Raw genomic sequence first — 17106 nt, forward strand, 5'->3', positions numbered from 1 at the left:
GCCGTCCAACTGCCGGCTCTCGGGGACGCACGTTGCTCATGCGCCGCAAACCAGATCGCGGCGTAGCTGTGGTGGCACCCTGTCCACCGGGAGCGGGAGGCCCCGGCGAGACCGTGAGACGGGTGCGGACAGCAAGGGAGGACGAGCAGTTGCAGAACGCAGCTACGCGTCAGGGTGAGTTGAGGTCAGCGCGGCCAGCGCCGCCGTGGCCATTTCTTCAGCTGGATCTGCCAGATCGGCGGTTGCCAGCCAGTCGTAGAGGTTGGTCTCGTCGTCCAGGTCGGGCTTGAAGGTTGCGGCCTGTCGGGGAGGGCGGCCGGACTGCGCAGCAGCCAGCGCGAGCTGTTTACCCAGTGGATCGGCGAGGGCCACAACCCAGCTGCCGGTGACAGCCTGGAGGATGAACGCGGTCCGTCGTTCGGGGTCGCTCGAGGCCGCGGGGTGCCAGGACGGGCCGAGTGCAGCGGTGAGAGCGGTTGCCAGGCGGGTGACGGCAACGGTCTGTGTATTCATGGCGTTGTTGGTCCTGCCCGATTTCTGAGCCCGCCACGGACGGGACCGAGGTCAGCGCATGGCTGCACTGGACGGATGCGGAGTGCGTGTGTCGGGCGTCATCGCCGGGCGGGATTCCCGGAGCGCTGCGTGCTCTGCCGGAAAGGGAGGGCCCGACGGCCCGGTGGTGCGTGTGGAGGAGCGGCCAGCCGTCCCGGACATCTGCAAGCGTCGCGCGGATCGGGCTGACGCTGGCGGGCTGGTGCTTGTGGCCGCGCTACACGGGCCTTGGTGTCGGATTCGCCCCTCCGGAGGTGCGGTCGAGCGCGGACATGATCTGGCGTTCACGTGGTGTCAGGGGAGGTGCGGACAGGGCGGGCAGGGGCGGTCCGGTGATGGCGTGCGGCAGGCTCGCCGGTCGCAGCAGATGCGTGGGGCCTGCTTTGAGGCCGGTCACCGTCCACAGCGCGGATGCGGCGGCGTAGGAGCCGGTGGCCGCTTTGGTGAGGCGGCGGGTGTAGCGGGCGGCCAGGTGGTCGACGAGGGTCGGGGCTCCGCCGCGGACTTCGGGATAGAGAACGTCCTGGCTGACAGCCAGGGTCCAAGCCGCTTCGACGGACCGGGCGGCCGCACGCTGGATGGTGCGGGCGGCGCCGGGTACGTGCAAGGCGTTCCGCCTCGCTTCACGGCCCGGGACCTGGGCTCCGAGCGCGGCCACGGACATGCCCTGACCGTAGGCGGGGTTGAAGGTGGCGAGGGCGTCGCCGAGAACGACGAGGCGGTCCGGCCATTGGCGGGCCTTTTCGAGGTAGCGGCGGGCGTTGCTGGTGCTGCGGCTGACGACCACGTCGGTGAGCGGTGGCGCTGGAGCGCCGGGCGATACGCGCCTTGGCTTCCGCCAGGCTGAGCTCCTTCCCATCGGCCGCCTTAAGGGCCACGTATCGGTGCGCTTCCGCCGGGTCGTGGGCGATCTCGGCGAGTGCACGTACGTCCGGCATGCCCTCGGTGTTGCGCCAGATGACCGGGCATTCGTCGTCGAGGATGGCGGCGAAGACCTCGGCGAGCAGCAGGTTCGCGTGGGCCTGGCCCTCGCGGGTGTCGCCTCCCAGGCGCACCAGAACCGCGGCCATCTCCTCGCCCGTGGCGTCCCGAGCGGCCGTGACGAGCATCTCTCGCGCGGCGGCCCGGATGTCGTCGAACGTCGGACGGCTGGCCATGGCGCGCTCCTCAGGGCCGGACTGAATCTGGGGACCAGGTCACCGTAGCGGTTGCCGCCGGTCGTCACCTGGGCCCCAGCGATACACGCCAATTCGCGGTGCTCTATGCAAAGGACGTCACGGAGCGGGCTTCGTGCTGGCTAGCCTTGATGCGCGTGGCCGCGGGTGCGGCTGCACGGCGAGAGGAAGTCGATGCCCGACCAGGACCAGGCCCCCACCGAGTCCCCGGCCAAGGCGGAACCCCGCACCCTGACCATGGAGTTCCGGCATGTCCACCGGCTGGCCGATCCCGCCGCGGAGGGCGTCCAGGCCTGGCAGATCTCCCTCACGGCCGACGACGAGACCGTGGCGCGGGTGCGAGCAGTGCGCGGGCAGTACTGGAAGGCCCACAACCTTGGCGAGCGCCTGGCCGACGAGCAGTCCCTCGCCGCCGCGGCAGCAGGACAGCTCTTTGACGCGGAGGGTCAGTTCCTGCCCGTCTACGAGGCCTTCGTCGAACTGCCGGGCAATGTCCTGGTGATCGACGGACTCGAGATCGCCGCGCCCTGGGACGATCCGTGGACCGTCGCCGGGATGATCTCCAGCATCATCGACCGGTTGAGCGATAACCAGTACGCCGTGATCCTGCCCCGGGCCTCGGGCGACGCGAAGGACGCGCTGCTCACGGAGGCGGGAGTCCTGCTGAGCGCCGAACCGTTCTCGGACGAACTGCTGATCATCGACACGTCGCTCGCCGTGCCCGAAGAGGCCGCCCACCGGGTGAGCGAGCATCTGCGCCACCGTGGCCGCTACGGCGAGGCCGGCCTCTTGAGCGAGGACTGGTGCGAAGAAGACGACGAGGGGGAGGAGGTCCTTACCGCGCGGACGCGAGCGGTGCTGGCCCTTGTGCTTCGGGAACTGGCGGACCAGGCGTGGCAGGAGGTGTCCGCGCTGGGGGAGCAGCCGGCCGCGCGCACCACCGGCGGAGTTTTCGGGTCGCTGCCGCGGGTGACCTGGCACCAGGACAGTTCGTGGCGGCGGCAGATGGCCCGGGCGTTCGACGACCTGGCCGCCGACTGCACGTCCGGCGCCGAGGTGGAACCCCGCTGCACCGGCGAGGAGATGGCCCTTCACCTCGGCATCGCCCGCGCCCAGGACCTCACGCACAACCGGCCCCGGCTCGTGTCCGAAACGGTGGCCGGCCTGCCCGAAGCACGCGGGGACGGCGACTGGGACGCCTGCTCCGACGTCCTCTTCCAGGACCACGACGTGCTGATGCTGTTCGACGACTCTCTCGTCGGGATCGACGACGCCGAAAACGATCTTCACCAGTCGATGGGCATGGTCAACCTTGCCCCGCTCGACTGGTTTACGCCCTTTGACACTGAGCACGTCCGTGACCCCGAACGCGGCTACCGCCACGCGTGAACCCGTCCTACGCGACCCTCCGCGCCCGCCAACCGTGACGCCGCTGAATACGTCACGCGATGCCCCCGGCGTGGACCGCCGGCCGAAGTACGAAACTCACGACTCGATTACCGTCGGCCGTAGTCGGGCTCCAAGGCGTTTCGCGAACAGTGCGCACGACGACGGCCCGGGGGTGAGCTGGGATGGCACCTTCCTCAGCGCACTATGGTTGGACGGTCGTGGGGGAGAGGGAAGTCATGACGAGTACGAAGGCCGACTGGCGAGAGAACTCCGCCTGCGGCAGTTCCGACGCAGACGACCTGTTCGCGGACAGTCCACGCCAGAAGCAGGCCAAGGCGGTCTGCGCGAGGTGTCCGGTGCGCACCGAGTGCCTGGCCGAGGCCCTGGATGAACGTATCGAGTTCGGTGTGTGGGGCGGCATGACCGAGCGCGAGCGCGGAGCTCTCCTGCAGCGTAGGCCGAACGTCGCCTCCTGGCTCTCCGTACTGGAAGCAGCCCGGAGCAGCATGGCGTCCCGCTCCAGCTGAGTACGCGGTTCTGTTCACTGGTTTCGACAGCCGTAGTTCAGTTCGTCGGGAGGCACGGAATCCAAGGCATGTCCAATGCCCACGCGAAGCGACAGCACTCGGCCCGACGAGCTACTGGATACGTCGCCCGATGCGCGGGTTCCTGATCGACGGCGGCAACGCGTAGACCGATACGACACCGGCTGCAGCTACGGCGTGTAAACGAGCGTCCTCGTTGCACGCTTCGTTGAGTAGGGGTACTCAGGCACGCCACCATGAGCGGGAGCGATGATCAGGGCATGTCGAATCGCCGCAAGCTGTCCATCGCCGTGTTCGCCTCGGCCGCGCTCATGACGGCCTGCGGAGTGCGGGCCGAACCCTCCGGGGACGACAACGCCCTGGCGTCAGCCACCGCCACGCCCTCGCCAGCGCCCACACCAAGGCCCGAATGCGCCAAGGGAGCCACTGAGAGTGTGCCCTCGTCATCATCGTCGGAGGCCGCGACAACCGCTCCGGCCAGCAGCGCACTCCCGGAGAATCCGCACTACGACGAGAACCACGCGTACCGCATGTCCGAGGAACTCGCCCCCGAGAACCGGGCGGCGGGGGAGGCCAGCGTGCGTCTGCTCCATCCCGCTCTGGAGATGATGCGAAAGAACAAGCAGTTCGCCGAGAAGGACGTACGGACCTTGATGGCCAAGTGGGGATGCGGCGACGACAACGGGCTCGCGATCAGCTCCGGGTGGCCCCAGTACGAGCGAGTCCAGTTCTCCTTCCACAACGGTAGGGCCTGCGTTTCCGCCGAGATCACGCCGAAGGGCGTGACGACCGAGGTCTACGGCGCTTATGCCGAACCCGACCTGTCCGGGCCCTGCGTCGAGAACCGGGGCGGACACTGAGCAGACCCTCCGCAGGATCGACGGTGAAGTCGGATCCTGTGCCTATTTTCGTGAAGGTGGCTGCACGTGCGGTGGGGATGTGGCGGTGGCTGTCTCCTGCGGGAGGACGGGGAGGGCCTCGTTCTCCCCGGTGTTGTCGGATGGCGACTCAGCCTCGGGGGGCGCCCACAGCCGTGGGTTGATCCGGTGCGCGAGCGCGGGCCAGTCGGCGATCGTCTGATGTGAGAGCGAACGCATGCCACGGTGTCGCTCGAGTCGGTCAACGAGGCTTGCGCCAGAGGGGAGGCCCGCCTCAACGAGAAGGCGGAGCGTGATGACGGCTTCCGTCAGGCGCAGTGCTCCCGCGAGTGCTCCGGCATCTTCATGGACGCCGTCGGATGCCGTGAAGCCATGGCTCAGGACGTTGCGGATACGAGCGGTGACGAAGGCCCAGGGGCGGACAGCACCGCTGAAGAGCCACGTGCAGACCTCCGATCCGAGGCCCTCGGCCAAGGCGAGCAGGCGTTGTTCCAGGGACACTTCTGTGAACTTGACCGCGTCGCGAACGGCCCGTCGCTCACGGGACGTGAATGTGATCGTCTCTGACTGTTCGAGAGCTTTCCGCACGCGTTCAGCGAAGGGATGCTCGGCTGGATCGGCGTACAGGGACCGATGCAGAGTCTCGGCCGCGTTCACGACGTCCAGGAGCTGGAGCTGGAGAGAGCCCGAGCGTGAACGCGGCTCCACCGAGTCCAGCGAGACCGAGCAGCGGCGGGCCAACTCCAGCCATGCGGGGAGGAACGACGGTATGTCCTCGACAGCAGGCGCCAAGGGAAAGGGAGCAGGCACGGATGAGGGGAGCGTTTCGGGTTCCTTGCCGTCATGAGGATCGACATCGAGGAACCTTGTGAGAGCCTCTCCGTGAGGAGATCCGGCCGGAACTAGGCGCAGGTTGAAGACGCTGACCGGTTCGTCAACCCCGATGGCCACTAGCGCCCTCAGGGGCCCGGCAACGTCCTTGTCGACGTCGTCCAGGGTGAATCCGGACGGCCTGCCGGCCATGGCAATCACACGTTCACGCAACGACTTTCCACGTCGCCCGGAATGGCGCTCCGTCCGGACTCCAATGGTGATCGTTCCGCCGTTCAGAGGTACGACGACGTCGTCCGGTGCGGTGTAGGCCCCTGCGCGCACGTGTGGACCGCGTAGCCCGCTCAAGGGCCACCACGCGGGAAGGCCAGTGATCTCGAATGCAGCGGCGGAGAAACGGGTTGTGTCGGTAACGCTGCCGCCACGTACGAGCCTGGCGACGCGCCACTTCATCACCCACTGGTCGCTCGTGCTCTCGGTGGCATGGGGGTCAACACCGGTCACGTCGGCGAGGTAGCAATGCAAGAGCGTGTATGGGATCCCCAGGCAAGAGCCCCAGATAGTTGTCGGCGGGACAAGGTGAAGCCCTTCTCCCCCGCCCCACTTCACCAGCAGGCTGCCGATGAGGTTCAGCTGCCAGCCACCGTCGATGCCGGTCAGCGTTCCTGGTACACGCACCGTCGGCGCATCGGGAGTCCACCAGGCGCCGTGAAGCTGCTCGCTCACAATCCCCCCTGCTTGTCTCTCCGAACACTGTATGAGTTGGACGCCATCACCTGACACCAGTCAGCCACAGCGCACGCCACTGGTCGCCTGCTGAGTCCACATACGGCGCTGAACTGCCGTGGCTACAACCGGGCGGTGGCTGCTGCTGGGGACCCCACCGCGAGGGTGAGGGCCCCGACCATCATGGTGTCCACAGCGGGGATGCGGGGCGTGCTGCTGAGGAGTCGGCGAGCAGCGACATCACGCCTCCAGGGATGCCGAGTTGCGCCAGTGCCCAGTCGAGCGAGGCAGCTTCGCTGTCGCACATTCTGGCGATCGCGCTCGTTTGTTCCGGTAGCAGGATGCGGCGTGGGATCGCGGGCCATGGCCTTCAGCGCACTGGACGAGCGCACCGCACCGGGTGTGACGCGCGGGGAGCAGAAGCGGAGATCGACCGGTTGGCCGTGCACGGCCCGACCGGTTGCGAGTGTCGTCGCCGTAACGGCTGGTTGGACAGGAGGACGTGGCACGTCACGATGCAGTTCAGGCCCGGGTGCCAGCCGTGGAAGGCACATGGGCCGACATGCGGTGGCGTTGGAGAAGTTCCGTGGCAACCGTGACGGAGTGACCAATCGTCCTGCTGGAGGACACCGGCGTGGAGCGTGAGCCTCTGCCGACCTGGACGAAGGTTCGGGGCGAGGTCATTCACCGTGCCGGACAACGCATCCGGACCCCGTGACGTGGGGTCACGGGGTCCGGAGTTGGTAGCGGGGACAGGATTTGAACCTGCGACCTCTGGGTTATGAGCCCAGCGAGCTACCGAGCTGCTCCACCCCGCGTCGATGGACTGCAGCCTACGGCATGTGAGTGATCCAAACGGACCATTACTCGGGTGTCCTGCCGACTCGTTGAATCTCGGCTTCCAGCTGCCGGGTGCGCTGGTGCGAACGGCTTCGGAGCGCCGGACCAACGGACGGAAGATTTCAAGTCCAGTGAGACGGTCGTGAGGCTATGAGATTTGTGGTGCGGGTTCCCTGCGCTTGGCCGGGTCGTTGATCCATGCCTGCTGGGGTATCCGGGGTGGTCGGGGGCGGCGGCCGAAGCGTTCGGGGTGGCGGGCGTATGCCTCGGCGAGGGTGACGGCCCGCTGGTCGCGGACCTCCTCGGCGGTGCCGAAGTGCACGCTGGCTGGTGTGTGCCAGCCGATGCCCGAGTGCCGGTGCTCGTGGTTGTAGTACGCGATGAACGCGTCGAACCAGTCGCGGGCGTGGGCGAGCGAGTCGAACCGTTCTGGGTAGTCGGACATGTACTTCGTGGTCTTGAACTGGGCCTCGCTGTAGGGGTTGTCGTTGGAGGTCTTCGGCCGCGAGTGCGACCGGGTGACGCCGAGGTCGATCAGCAACTGCGAGACCTTCTTCGAGGTCATCGAGGTGCCGCGGTCCGCGTGCACGGTCTGGGGCACGATGCCGTTGCGGGCGATGGTCTCGATCAACTCCTCGGCCCGCGCTGCTGATTCGGCCCGCTCGACGGTATGGCCGACGATGTAGCGGCTGAAGATGTCGAGGATGACGTAGGCGTGATACCAGACGCCCTTGACCGGTCCGGCCGCCTTGGTGATGTCCCAGGTGAACACCTGCGAGGGCCCGGTGGCGACCAGTTCGGGCACCGACTTCGCCGGGTGGGTGGCCTGTCTTCGGCGCTCGCCGGACTGCCCCTTCTCGCGCAGAATCCGGTACATCGTGGAGACGGAGCAGTGGTAGCGCCCGGCATCCAGCTCGCGGGCCCAGATCTGGGCGGGCGGCAACTCGGCGTACTCGACGCTGTTCATCAGGTCCAGGACCGCAGCCCGCTCCTTGGCCGTCAGAGCCGAGGGCTGGACCTGCCGCTTGCGGGGTCCGCGCGGCGGCGCCGGACGCAGCCGACGGTAGTGGGTGGCTCTGGAGCGGCCGGTCAGCCGGCAGGCGGCCGTGATATCGAGCTCGCCCTCGATGCCGGTGAACGCGTCGTCGGCCACCGGGTCGACGGCAGCGTTCAGTCCGCGCCCTCGGAGATCATTTCCAAGAGCGCGGAAGCTTTTCCCATGACTTCCAACGCGGCCTTGTTCCGGGCCAGTTCCTTCTCCAGACGCTCCACCTGGCGGCGCAGCTTCTCGTTCTCCGCCACGGCAGCAGACTTCTTCGGCCTCGCCGGGCCGGTGCGCTGGTCGACCAGCTTCTCCAGGGCCCCGGCATCCCGCGCGGCCCGCCATTCCTTGACGTGCGAGTGGTACAGGCGCTCGCGGCGCAGGACCGCGCCCTTCTCGTTCTTGGGCGCGGCGTCGTACTCGGCCACGATCCGCAGCTTGTACTCGGGACTGAAAGTGCGGCGCTTCGGCCGGGGAGCCGGATCGGATCCGGCGGGCTTGGTGCTGGTCATGAGGGGGTGGTTCTCCTGTCGTGCCCTCTCAGGCTAACCCGACGAAGCGGGTCGTCTCACCTAAGGCTGACAGAGAGGGGGACGGGATGGCCGTCGGGGCCGTCAGTGAGCCAGGATCCGTCGCCCAGGGACACCGGCTCGAGCTCATCCGACACGGTCCACGGCGACGTCTCCACATCGCACCAGACGCTCAACTCCCGCATCAGACGCGGCGATCAGCGCCCCTCTTCCCGTCGAGGACCCTGGCCGGGCGCCCAGACCCGCTATGAAGTCAAGGCCGACGGATGGCGGGCCGTCGCCGGCGTCCTCGAAGAACACCGTCCCGTCCTGTACTCCCGGCAGGTAGGTGACCTCAGCGCAATGGCCCCAGAAGTCCTGGACGAGCTGCGCGACATGCCGGTCGGAACGGTGCTGGACGGAGAGCTGTGCGCCGTGGTCGGCGACCGCCTCGACTTCACCGCGCTGGCCCGCCGCCGCGGCCGTGACCGCCGGCGCTGGCCACCGATCGTGTACCTGGTCTTCGACTGCCTCGCCATCACCGGCACCGACCTGCGCCCCCGCCCGCTGCAGGAACGCCTGGACCGGCTCGGCGAGTTGTTGAGGCCACGGCCCAGTGTGATCCAGCCGGTGCCCGCCACCACCAGCCGCACGGAGGCCCTGGCCTGGTGGGAGCTCCGGCCCCATGGCCTGGAGGGCGTGGTCGCCAAGGGCCCGGGCAGCCCGTACGCGCCCGGCCGCACCCGCTGGCTGAAGATCAAGCATGTCGACACGGTGGACACGGAGATCGTTGCGATCGCGGGCTCCCCGGGCCGCCCCGCCTACCTCGTCGTCCGGCTCCCGGACGGCGCCCTCGCCCAGACCGCGCAACTGGACAGCACACAGCGCTCCACCGTTGGCCGGGCAATCGGCGCCGGCGTCCGGGAGGCGCTGCCCGGCGGTGGCCACCGGGTGGTCACGCCGCTGCTCGCTGAGATCGAGGTGGGAACCACCCGGCACCGGACCGTGCGGTTCGTTCGTCTCCGCGCGGACCTGGGTCCGGCCGAGCCGGGGCCGTCCGGGTGAACGGCGCGGTGTCGCGAGCGCCCTGACCGTAGCCCGGACGTTACAAGGAGGGGAACCGGCGCGGGAAGGAACGGGCGGAGGACGGATGGCGACATGGCAGGACGAGCCGGGCGCCCGGGAATGGCGCCAGGCCGTGGAGACGGCCGACTGTGCCCACGGCCCAGGCGTCCCCCCGGGCGAGCTGCCGGGCTACCTCCAGGCTGTGCTGCGATCGACGAGGTGGTGCGACTTCTGGCCGACCCCACCGTGCCCGGCGCGCTGACCGCGGCTCGGTCGGCGATACGGCGCGCACTGCGAGTGATGCCCCAGTCTGGGCCTGACCAGCTGTGCTACGAACAGCGCTGGCGCGGACGTCACCGATGGGACGGTCCGCTGCAGGTGTGCGACCGGCCAACCTGCGGCCGCTGCCTGCCACTGAAGGCCGCGGCGGAAGAGGCACGCCCAGCATGAGCCACCGTTGGACGGTCCGAGGCGAGGCCACTCCCGAGAACGCATGAGCTGCGGGCGCTGCGATCGAGGACGCGAGGCTGCGTAGCGGGAGCAATATAGGATCCATGAACGTGGCACACACATTCGATGGTCTCGTGCGGCCGATGAGGCACACGGCCGGGTACTGGAGCTGCGAGACACCTACGGCCGTCCCACGGTGACCCCGTGGCGGCCAGAGCAGACCGAGGCGTCCGAGAAGACCTGGCAGCACTGGCCGGATCTGGCTGCAGCAGTCCAGGCCGCCGTCACCGAGCACGCGCAGTGAGCGTTTGGTTCTCGGGCGCCGAGCGGGGACGCGTGCCGGGGTCGACGGCGTCCGCCAGGTGTGGACCGGCGCCGCGCTGATTGCCGCGGCCGGTGCCGAGCCTCCGCCCCTCGACCACGCCCGCTACGCCTCCTCGACCCTGTGGCGCCTCGGCTGCGGCTGTGACGACTGCCTGGCCGTGCGCCGCCGACACCCGCTGCCGGCGGCGCACGGCCTCCGACGCCGCATTCCCCAGCAACGCCGCCGCGAGTTCCTTGAGTTGCTCGCCAGCGGCGAGGTGGCGAGCCTCGCGGAGGCCACCGAGCGGGCCCGGGTGACGGCGGGCCAGGTGCTCGGGCTCGCCAGCCGCGACGACGATTTCCGCGACGCGCTGGACGAGGCCGGGATGGCACTGTGCGCCGGGCGGCAGCGGATGCTGCGGCCCGGTGGGCTACCGCAACGGCTCCTGCGGACCGCCTGTTGGCGCGCACACCGCCTGAAGTAGACCATCGCCGTGAACCAGGCGGCGGCCTTGCGCGGGTGCTTCAACTGCAGCAGGTTCACATAGGCGTACATCAGGCAGCGAGCGGGCCGCTTGTCGAGCAGGCCATACGGCAGGACGTGGCTGAAGGGGTAAGGCCGCCCACTGGACGCTCTGCCCTGTCTGCGGCGGTACGGCTTGGTTTCAGGCTGGGAGCCGACCCGGCGGGCTCCCAGCAGCGGCCTGTTCAGCCAGGGCGCGGTGGCGACGGGGACCGGACCGGGCCTTCCAACAGGCCTGCTGCCATGCGAGGCAGCGGGCCGTCAGACGGAAAACCGGGCGGTGATGACCGCACGGGCCAGCGTGTGGCCGGAGAGATTGAATCCGAGGAACGCCGGGGGCATGCGGTGATCGAGGCCCAGGGTCTCCACGTCCACGGCATGTACGGCGATGTAGTAGGTGTGTTCACCACTGCCGGCTGGCGGAGCGGCACCGACGTACCGCCTCATACCGGCGTCGTTCGCGAGCTGCCAGGCCTTCTCCGGGAGCCCAGGCCCCGACTCGTCGCCAGCGCCAGCGGGCAGCGCAGTCGTCATGGCCGGGATATCGGCGACCGCCCAGTGCCAAAAACCGCTGGCGGTCGGGGCGGTGGGATCGTAGACGGTGACGACAAAGCTCTCGGTCTCCTCGGGGAAACCCGACCAGCTGAGCTGGGGAGAGGTGTCGGTGCCGCCTGCCCCGAAGATGCCGCTCGCCTGGGCACGCGGGAACACACCGCCGTCGGTGAAGTCGGCGCTGGTCAGCGCGAAGGATGGGACCTCGGCGATGAGGTCGTAAGGAGTGGACATGGCTTTCCTCTCGGTACGCGCGGTCGGTGAGTGCCGCTGCACGCGCTCGGCGCGCAGGACGCGGCCGTATCGCGACTACAGCCGCTGAACGTGTTGATGCCGCGTCCGGTGGAATCCGCGGACGGCCGCAGGCACGAGGGGGTGCGCCGTACGTGAGCCGCCCGGCAGTGGAGAACGGCGTACCTACACTTCGGATCCTGTCGAACGGGAAGCATGCAATGCGGGCGCCGTACACCGCCCTCGGTTTATGCTCCGAGCGGGCTCCGGTCCCGCACGTCCATCCTGGCGGAGCAACGGCCGGAGGCGATCCGTCGATCGACTGTCACTCGCTCAAAGCGTCACCGGCACGGATCGACTCCGCTAGGTGATACCCGCAGTGGCTGGCTCGTCTGCCAGGGGACCTCTCTGGAAGATGTGTAAGGAAACAGGCCTCAGTTGCTCAGCGCAGGAACGCCAGCACGTCTTCGGTGAACTGGTGGTGGTGCTGAAAGAGAAAGCCGTGACCGGAATCGGGATATACCTTCATTTTTGCGTTCGGCAGTGCACCAGCCAAGAGATGAGACGTGCTCGGGGGTACGACGAAGTCGGCGTCCCCTCCGGCCACGAACACCGGGTGCTCGATGGCTGCCAGTCGCTGCAGGGCCCGGTGGTCGGGCACCCCCCACTCGACCACAGCTTCGTACTGGTCAGCCCGGGCCGCTGCTGAAACTGGCGTGTCCCTGCCGTGCTCACGTTCAATATAGCGGCCGATGAACTCCAGACCGAGGCGCTGGCTGGTCTCGGTGTGATTGAAGAAGGTGTACAGGTAGTCCTGGATCCCGGGCCTGTCGAAGTCCACATGCGCGAGGACGTCGTCTGAGTAGCCCTGTATTTCGGGGGCTCCGCGAGGAGCGGTGGCGGCAAGAATCAGACGCCGTACGGAATTAGGACGCACCAGCGCCAGCTCTTGCGCGACGAATCCGCCCATTGAGTGGCCCAATAGGTCTGCCTGCCGCACCGCCAGGGCCTCCATGAAGGCCAAGGTGTCAGCAGCCAGGTCGCGGACGGTACGGCAGACCCGCCCGGTGCTGAGGCCTACGCCAGCACTGTCAAAAGCGATGACATCGTGTTCGACGGCCAGACGGTCCACGAGTGCGGTGTCCCAGCTGTCCAAGGTTCCACGGAAGTGCGACAGCAGCACGAGAGGTGTGGCTCCTGAAGGGCCGCAGCGACGGTAGGTGTACCGCACTCCGTTGGCTGCCTCGATCGTGCGGTTGGGCTCGGCGACGTACATCTCGTTCCTTCGTCGTGGAGGGCGGCGTCAAGAACGCACGAACGAGGCTGAGTCTGCCCGCCGGGGCGGTTCTGGCCATAGGCCATTTGACGGTAGACGTGGACACGGCCGTCACCTTTTCTCAGTTGCCACGCCCATTCCCTGTCGGCGACCTCTGAGGAGGAGAGGTCTTCTTCTCGCCTCGCTCTTGGCGTGCGTGCGCGTTCCAGTTCAGCGCGCTAGGTAGTTGCTCGTCGAGTACTCGAGCATGCCGTGGAACCTGCTGGCACTCGTCACAGGGCGATATGTCGTGTGACTCGAGGACCGTCGGGAAACGGCAACAAAAAACGACCTGGCCGGGCCCGTGAGTCGTGCCTGGGCATCGGTGACCCGTCCGCCGGGACAGCCTGCAGCGCAGGAGCGATCGGCGGATGCGTCGCCGATCGTCGAAGAACTGCCAGGGGGAGGGGCAGCACGGGCCGGCTGCGGGTATCTGCTGACAGCGCCCCTCTTCGACTCAGATACCTACGTCGTCGTGCTGGGAAACGAATGCCGACGGGCACGCCTGGACTGCCGGAGTCACAGTGGCTCACGCTGGGCCAGCAAGGTTCCCTCAAGAACCAGACCATTGTGTTCGCACAGTTTGCGGACTTTGCCTGGATTCCGTCGCCGCTGACCAGACGCCTTCGGTAGCCCAGCGACTCAAAATGCAGCGACCCAGCGGACGTTCGGTCGCTGGGTCGCTGATGGAAGACTGCCAGCTCAGAAGCTTAGAGGTAGTACCGCAGCGACTCAAGCGACTCAAGTTCGGGGTATATGAAGACATTGGCGTGTGCGTGTGTGCGTAATATATAGAGACCTTCAGTCGCTTCAGTCGCTGTCGCGATCCGGAAACTGCTCCTGAACAGGCTTTTTGAAGATTCCCTTACCTCAGCGACTCAGCCGCTCACAGTCGCTGCCCCCTGGTCTGAGTCGCTGTTCGCCCCAGCCGGGCGATCAACAAGTCTCGCCTCGTGTTTCACCCGCGCCTCCAGTCTCTGTTCAGGACTTTCGCTAGTCTGTGTTCGTCATTGAGTCGCTTCGGTCGCTGATAGGGGGTGCTAGTGCCTGCTGAGCTGCAGTTTCCTCACAGCGACCCAGGGACCCTGCGAGTCGGCGACGGTCGCTCGCTGGCCGTCGCCCGCTGGTGCGCCCGCCGAGGATGGCCCGTACACCCACTGGCGCCCGGCCGTAAGACCCCTACCGCCAACTGCGTTGACTGCCGTACGTCCCCGCACAAACCAAATGCTTGCCCATGCCTTCCCGCAGGCCGTTCCTGCCACGGGTTCCACGCGGCCACCCTGGACCGACAACGGATCGACCACTGGTGGGGACAGCATCCGGACTTTGGGGTCGGTGTCGCCTGCGGCCCCGCGAGACTGGTTGTGATCGACATCGATGCGCACCATGCCGAGCTCCCGGCCCGCGACCGTCTCCTGCCGGGGATTCCGATCGGGGACCACGTCGATCTTTCCGGGCTGGAAACTGGATTCCACAGCCTCGCCGTCCTGGCCGCGCTGCGCGGCCTACCCAGCCCAGCTGAGGACTGCACCACCTTGCGTGTCAGAACCCCCTCCGGAGGCATGCACGTCTGGTATCGAGCCACGGACAACCGCCGCTGGCAGTGCTCAGCGGGTTCCAGCGCACGCCGGGCGCTGGCCTGGCAGGTCGATGTGCGGGCACACGGCGGGTACATCGTCGTGCCTGGAACAACGACCGCGCAGGGCGAGTACGTCGCCATCGGCGATGTGCGGGAGCCGGCCCCTCTTCCTGGCTGGCTGGCACAGGAACTGGAGCGCACCGGCCATCTTCCGGCCCCGAACGTTCCGGCGCCGCGTGCCGTCCCACCAAGGGCTCAGCAAGCAGTCGTCGCGGCCGGTGGAGGGCGTCAGCGCCTCTCCCGGACCCTGACGGCAGTCCTCGCCCCAGTGCAGGCCTGTGCGCAGGTGTCTGAGGGCGCTGGCTTCTCGGACGCGCTCAATCGTGCAGCCTTCACCATCGGCGGACTGGTCGCGGCCAACAGGATGACTCGGGAAGAGGCCGAGACAGCTCTGCGGGAGGCCGCAGCCCAGGCGCGCCCAGGCCAGGAAAGGCGCTCCGAGCAGATCATCCGCAGTGGACTAAACGCCGGCCTCGGCAAGCCGCTATTCACTCAAGGGGGGCGGTCATGACGTCGCCCCGCAACGAGACACTCTTCGACTTCGACGCCGCATCGGTTGCCGCCCAGATCCGCAGCCAGGGTCACGTTCAGTTGCCCACGCAGGGTGAGGTGGAGCGCGGGACGGCTGCCGTGGACGCAACAGCGGCCGGACTGCTGCCCGACACGCTCTCCGACCGGGGCAACGCCAAGCTGTTCGTCAAGCTGTACTCCAACGACTACCGGCACGTACCAGGCATCGGCTGGTACCGCTGGGACACCACCCGCTGGCAGATCGATGAGGACGACACCGTACTCTGGGCAGCCGGAGACCTTGCGGAAAATATCGCTACGCACGATGCACGCGGCCTGTTCACCAGTCAGGCGCTGCAGCAACACCGGCGCCGCGCTCTGTCCACGACCGGTATCAACGCGATGCTGACGCAAGCGAAGTCGGCTCCGGGCATGGTCCTCAACGCCGCGCTGCTCGACGCTGACCCTTACGCGTTGTGCACGCCCGACGGCATCGTCGACCTGCGGACGGGTGTGGTGAAAACACCCGATCCCAACAGGGACTTCCACTCCCGCTCGACCTCTGTCGGGCTGGAGCACGTGGCCACTCCACGCTGGCATCGTTTCCTCTCCGACACTTTCGGAGAGGACGTCGAGGGCCGCGAGATGATCGGCTACCTGCAACTCCTGCTGGGATATTCCATCACTGGTGACGTCGGAGGCCAGGTCCTGCCATTCCTCTTCGGCTCCGGCAAGAACGGCAAGTCGGTCCTGCTGGACGTGTTGATGAAGCTCTTGGGCGACTACGCGGACGCGGCCCCGCCCGGCTTCCTGATGTCCCGTCCCTACGAGGGACATCCCACGGATCTGGCCGAGCTCCACGGCCGGCGTGTCATCGTGTGTTCTGAGGTGAAGCCGGGAGACCGGTTCGACGAGGCCCGGGTCAAGCTGCTCACGGGCGGCGACAGGATCAAGGCGCGCCGCATGAGGCAGGACTTCTTCAGCTTCCAGCCGACGCACAAGCTGTGGTTGCTCGGTAACCACCGCCCCGAGGTCGGAACCGGGGGTTTTGCCTTCTGGCGGCGTATGCGCCTCATTCCGTTCGAGAGAGTGGTCTCCGACGACCGGAAGATCGACAACCTGGCCGACATCCTTGTCACCGAGGAGGGCTCCGGCATCTTGGGCTGGCTAATTGAGGGCGCTCGCCGTTACCTGGTGGGTGACCGTGATCTCACTGGCCCCCAGCGGGTGCGCATTGCCACCACGGCCTATGCCGAAACGGAGGACCATACCGGACGCTTCTTCGAGGAGTGTTGCTCCCTGGCCCCTGGACTACGAACGGAGCAGGCAGGTCTGTACGCGGTCTACAGGTCCTGGTGCCAGACCGAGGGAGCACCTGCATTGTCTTCGAGAGCGTTCGCGGCTCGCGCCCGTGAACTCGCAGGCCTCGCCTCACCCAAGGAGATGATCCTGTCCAACCAGCGCAAGTATTACCCGGGTATCGGACTGCTCAACGACGAGGGAAGGGAAGCATCCGCATGAGCTCCCTGATCACTGATGACGAGATCAGCGACGAATCCGAGATCGTCTGGCTGGAGGACATCGACGACCTGGATTACGTGCGTCAGAGCCTCGACCGGTTGCCCTCCCGCCGGGGAAAACCGGCTTATCACCGTGACGGGAGGATGGTCGGATACGCCCTGCTCGGCGCAGCGGCGAAACCGTCGCGTTCCTCGGGCACATTCCGCCGCCGTGTTTTCTGGTTGCTGCCGCACGACCGCGACTCAGAGCCTGCGGGCCTCTACGCCAAGGGGGCGCCTGCGGAGGCCGTGGACCCCCGTACGCTGGCCGCGCGTATCAGGGGCTACAAGACGGAGCGCTCCGAGGGCGGGCCTCCGTCGACGGCTATGCGGGAGCTCGGCATAACGCTTCCGCTGTGAAGCCGCCCCGCGCCGCACCTTTAAGCCTGCGGTGCCCGGTGCGTAGCACTGCGCGACATGCTCTGCCGCGGCGCCGCCCGGTACAGAGGGGCGGCGCCGATGCTGAGGTGAA

General features: G+C 67.6%; 17 protein-coding genes and 1 tRNA gene. 9 read left to right on the forward strand and 9 right to left on the reverse strand.

What is annotated here, in order from left to right; genetic code table 11:
* Window positions 1–162: 162 nt before the first annotated feature.
* Entirely contained in the window at window positions 163–513 is a 351-nt protein-coding gene (locus tag OG199_RS44270; RefSeq protein WP_331727969.1) for a hypothetical protein, read from the reverse strand.
* Window positions 514–769: 256 nt separating this feature from the next.
* Window positions 770–1339, reverse strand: a complete 570-nt coding sequence (locus OG199_RS44275; protein WP_331727972.1) for a hypothetical protein — start codon at window positions 1337–1339, stop codon at window positions 770–772.
* Here OG199_RS44275 and OG199_RS44280 point away from each other — a divergent pair.
* The 4 genes from OG199_RS44280 to OG199_RS44295 all read left to right on the forward strand — a co-directional run bounded on the left by OG199_RS44280 (window position 1314) and on the right by OG199_RS44295 (window position 4521).
* The gene (locus tag OG199_RS44280) at window positions 1314–1757 is read left to right on the forward strand and encodes a hypothetical protein (protein WP_405834938.1); all 444 of its coding nucleotides are present in this window, start codon (window positions 1314–1316) and stop codon (window positions 1755–1757) included. The genes OG199_RS44275 and OG199_RS44280 overlap by 26 nt on opposite strands.
* 144 nt (window positions 1758–1901) lie before the next feature.
* Window positions 1902–3116: a hypothetical protein gene (locus OG199_RS44285; protein WP_331727977.1), complete on the forward strand. Its 1215-nt coding sequence runs from the start codon at window positions 1902–1904 to the stop codon at window positions 3114–3116.
* A 236-nt stretch (window positions 3117–3352) separates the two neighbouring features.
* Window positions 3353–3643 carry a WhiB family transcriptional regulator gene (locus tag OG199_RS44290; RefSeq protein ID WP_331727979.1) on the forward strand — a complete coding sequence of 97 codons (291 nt, stop codon included), beginning with the start codon at window positions 3353–3355 and terminating at the stop codon, window positions 3641–3643.
* A gap of 278 nt (window positions 3644–3921) precedes the next feature.
* Window positions 3922–4521 carry a hypothetical protein gene (locus tag OG199_RS44295; RefSeq protein ID WP_405834940.1) on the forward strand — a complete coding sequence of 200 codons (600 nt, stop codon included), beginning with the start codon at window positions 3922–3924 and terminating at the stop codon, window positions 4519–4521.
* 42 nt (window positions 4522–4563) lie between these two features.
* On the opposite strand, the gene OG199_RS44300 is transcribed toward OG199_RS44295, so the two are convergent.
* From OG199_RS44300 to OG199_RS44320, 5 genes are all read right to left on the reverse strand, one after another.
* The gene (locus tag OG199_RS44300) at window positions 4564–6096 is read right to left on the reverse strand and encodes a HEPN domain-containing protein (RefSeq protein WP_331727985.1); all 1533 of its coding nucleotides are present in this window, start codon (window positions 6094–6096) and stop codon (window positions 4564–4566) included.
* A 181-nt stretch (window positions 6097–6277) separates the two neighbouring features.
* Window positions 6278–6403 carry a hypothetical protein gene (locus tag OG199_RS44305; protein ID WP_331727988.1) on the reverse strand — a complete coding sequence of 42 codons (126 nt, stop codon included), beginning with the start codon at window positions 6401–6403 and terminating at the stop codon, window positions 6278–6280.
* A 434-nt stretch (window positions 6404–6837) separates the two neighbouring features.
* A tRNA-Met gene (locus tag OG199_RS44310) sits at window positions 6838–6914 on the reverse strand.
* A 170-nt stretch (window positions 6915–7084) separates the two neighbouring features.
* Window positions 7085–8089: an IS3 family transposase gene (locus OG199_RS44315; RefSeq protein ID WP_331727991.1), complete on the reverse strand. Its 1005-nt coding sequence runs from the start codon at window positions 8087–8089 to the stop codon at window positions 7085–7087.
* Between the two features lie 17 nt (window positions 8090–8106).
* A complete protein-coding gene (locus tag OG199_RS44320; protein WP_212728002.1) occupies window positions 8107–8490 on the reverse strand; it encodes a hypothetical protein in 384 nt (127 codons plus the stop codon).
* Between the two features lie 105 nt (window positions 8491–8595).
* On the opposite strand from OG199_RS44320, the gene OG199_RS44325 reads away from it, so the two are divergent.
* Together OG199_RS44325 and OG199_RS44330 are read left to right on the forward strand one after the other, a co-directional pair.
* On the forward strand, window positions 8596–9552 hold the full coding sequence (locus tag OG199_RS44325) for a hypothetical protein (protein WP_331727998.1): 957 nt from the start codon (window positions 8596–8598) through the stop codon (window positions 9550–9552).
* Between the two features lie 758 nt (window positions 9553–10310).
* A complete protein-coding gene (locus OG199_RS44330; RefSeq protein WP_331728000.1) occupies window positions 10311–10790 on the forward strand; it encodes a hypothetical protein in 480 nt (159 codons plus the stop codon).
* A 299-nt stretch (window positions 10791–11089) separates the two neighbouring features.
* On the opposite strand, the gene OG199_RS44335 is transcribed toward OG199_RS44330, so the two are convergent.
* Both OG199_RS44335 and OG199_RS44340 read right to left on the reverse strand, forming a co-directional pair.
* On the reverse strand, window positions 11090–11614 hold the full coding sequence (locus OG199_RS44335; RefSeq protein WP_331728003.1) for a YbhB/YbcL family Raf kinase inhibitor-like protein: 525 nt from the start codon (window positions 11612–11614) through the stop codon (window positions 11090–11092).
* Between the two features lie 439 nt (window positions 11615–12053).
* Window positions 12054–12887 carry an alpha/beta hydrolase gene (locus OG199_RS44340; RefSeq protein WP_331728006.1) on the reverse strand — a complete coding sequence of 278 codons (834 nt, stop codon included), beginning with the start codon at window positions 12885–12887 and terminating at the stop codon, window positions 12054–12056.
* Window positions 12888–14083: 1196 nt separating this feature from the next.
* On the opposite strand from OG199_RS44340, the gene OG199_RS44345 reads away from it, so the two are divergent.
* From OG199_RS44345 to OG199_RS44355, 3 genes are read left to right on the forward strand one after another with little or no spacing between them, the layout of a single operon-like run.
* Window positions 14084–15076, forward strand: coding sequence for a bifunctional DNA primase/polymerase (locus OG199_RS44345; protein ID WP_405835041.1), 993 nt, complete (start codon window positions 14084–14086; stop codon window positions 15074–15076).
* A complete protein-coding gene (locus tag OG199_RS44350) occupies window positions 15073–16596 on the forward strand; it encodes a phage/plasmid primase, P4 family (RefSeq protein ID WP_331728009.1) in 1524 nt (507 codons plus the stop codon). The genes OG199_RS44345 and OG199_RS44350 overlap by 4 nt, the downstream gene beginning before the upstream one ends.
* Window positions 16593–16994 (forward strand): DUF6009 family protein, encoded by a 402-nt coding sequence (locus OG199_RS44355; protein WP_266944159.1) that lies wholly within the window; start codon window positions 16593–16595, stop codon window positions 16992–16994. Before OG199_RS44350 ends, OG199_RS44355 begins: the two co-directional genes overlap by 4 nt.
* Window positions 16995–17106 lie beyond the last annotated feature (112 nt).

It is taken from the genome of Streptomyces sp. NBC_01176 (assembly GCF_045039825.1).
GTDB lineage: Bacteria > Actinomycetota > Actinomycetes > Streptomycetales > Streptomycetaceae > Streptomyces.